This window comes from Moorena sp. SIO3I8 (assembly GCF_010692325.1).
Lineage (GTDB): Bacteria > Cyanobacteriota > Cyanobacteriia > Cyanobacteriales > Coleofasciculaceae > Moorena.
In genome coordinates this window covers 1-2,055 of sequence record NZ_JAAHHW010000296.1, presented here as the reverse complement: position 1 = coordinate 2,055, position 2,055 = coordinate 1, and the positions used below count along the sequence as shown (strand labels likewise).

Sequence of the window (2,055 nt, the reverse complement as noted above, 5' to 3'; positions counted from 1 at the left end):
AAACCGATTGCTGATGCTGGTGGTTTTGCCGCGTTTTTCCATTACCTATTACCTATTACCTACTCAAAGTCCCCCTTTCTAAGAGGATATCTGAAAAGTTTTTTGATACTGAATTTTGCCCCCCTAGTGCAGCGCGGTAGAAATGCTTGAGCAGCTGCGGATAATGGTGAAACAGAAGGATGAACCGCTGACCCACTCGATGCTCAGCTCATCCTATTACACTCTTCACAACTAGGCTATGCCTAACCCCCATCCCTTGAGGATGCAATGAGCACGGTAACAGTGAACCAGCTGAGGGCATGATGTCTTCTCAAAAAAAGGAACTAGTTCGCGGCACTATGCCGCGAACTAGTTCTCAACTCTGACTCTCTCCTTGAGTTTCTCAAGTCCTGCCTTAACTTGGTAGCCCAAACTGCTCCCAACCTTGTACCAGAATCCCCAACAGCCTGACACTACATCATCAAGGCAGGCACCTTTGGTACAAGGTTGGACATAACTCAGGCTGTTTGAGGTGGACATGATCTCAGCTGCCACCAGATTAGATTACTCAACCTGTTGACCTCCTTTGTACTTCCATTGAAAAGGCTTGGACATAGTGCGGTTGAAGTAATCAATAAATTCTAGAATGCGATCGCTTAATTCCACAGTAGAGGTAAAACTGGCACGGCGGAGCAAGCGCCTGACCAAAATACTGAACCAACACTCAATCTGATTCAACCAAGAGGTATGCTTTGGGATGTAGACGAAACGAATACGGTGACTGGCATCAGACAAGAAAGCAGCACGAGTTGCCATGGACTTGAGAATACCAAATTGTTCTTTGACCCCTAAGTCCGTGTCGATTTCACAGCAAGCAGCAACCAGTCGCACCAGGGAAGCTGATTTGTGAATGTTGAGTTGGTCAACCCGAAAAATCCACTCCCCATCTGGGTCAGTTTCAATGGTATTGGCAATATGGTTAGCAAAGTCACATTCAAAACGAGTTGGACTAATCGTAGGAGCGATCGCTTTTCCTGTAGCAATCTCCAGATTAGCAATCAGACTCACTGTACCATGGCGAATGTACTCAAATTCAATACATTCAATGCGTCCTGGTTTCATCGGTAAAGTCTCAGCCGCACGTTCAAGTGCCTGGATGCCTGTCATCTCATCGGTACTTACTAGATGAACCCCTTGTTTTGACAAAGTTGGAGCTTGTTCATACAACTGACAAATAGCTGTCACCTGTTGTTTGAATTCTTCTGGGTCATCCGGGTTAGCGTTGAGCCAATAACGACTTCGATGGGGTTGTAGAGTCGCCTCGTTTTAAAAAACGCCTCACACTGCGTTGAGAAATCTGCTCCACTATGCCTCGTTTAACTACTTCCGAGGTTAATTCTTTGGTTGTCCAGTGACTCACCGGACGCCCAAAACTCGGAGGCGACTCACAAGCGGTAGCAACAATCTGTACTACTTGCTCCGTGGTGAATGTCGCTGGTGTACCTGGTCGTGGTGCATCCCCTAAACTGTCTACCATCATTTGTAGCAGTTCTTTGTCAGTGATACCCTTTGCTTCTATACTTATCAAACGCTCGGTCGCAACAGACCAGCGTTTTCGCCAGGTTCGCACAGTATTACGTGCGAGTTGCCACTTTTGAGCTATCTGAGTATTATTCATACCCTCGGCAGCCAATAAAATGACCCTCACCCGTTCCACTAATCCTTGAGGGCTACTGTGACGACGCACTAACTGTTCGAGTAAACTTCGCTGTTGCTGTGATAATTTAATCTTCAGGGGATGGGGGTCAGGCATAGCACAAGTTGTGAAGAGTACAATAGGGTAAGCTGAGCATCGAGTAGGTAAGCAGTTCATCCTTCTATTTTACCATTATCAGCAGCTGCTCAAGTATTTCTGCCGCGCTGCACTAGGGTACCGAGCAGACCAAAACCAACACTAATTCCACCTAATGTGAAACTTGGTGTGGAACTGGCTAATGCTGCTGCCGGTCCTGTTATACCTTCTGAAGCTGCTTCTAGCAGACCTATACCACCTGAAGCTACACCAGTACCTGTCTG

The 2,055-nt window shown here is 46.8% G+C and carries 2 protein-coding genes; both read right to left on the bottom strand.

All coding sequences use genetic code 11. The annotated features are described in order from the left end of the window. Positions 1 to 543: 543 nt before the first annotated feature. On the bottom strand, positions 544 to 1,224 hold the full coding sequence (locus tag F6K51_RS36350; RefSeq protein WP_293030793.1) for a transposase: 681 nt from the start codon (positions 1,222 to 1,224) through the stop codon (positions 544 to 546). Positions 1,225 to 1,255: 31 nt separating this feature from the next. Continuing rightward, complete coding sequence (locus F6K51_RS36345) at positions 1,256 to 1,792, bottom strand: helix-turn-helix domain-containing protein (protein WP_293030790.1); 537 nt, start codon at positions 1,790 to 1,792, stop codon at positions 1,256 to 1,258. Positions 1,793 to 2,055 lie beyond the last annotated feature (263 nt).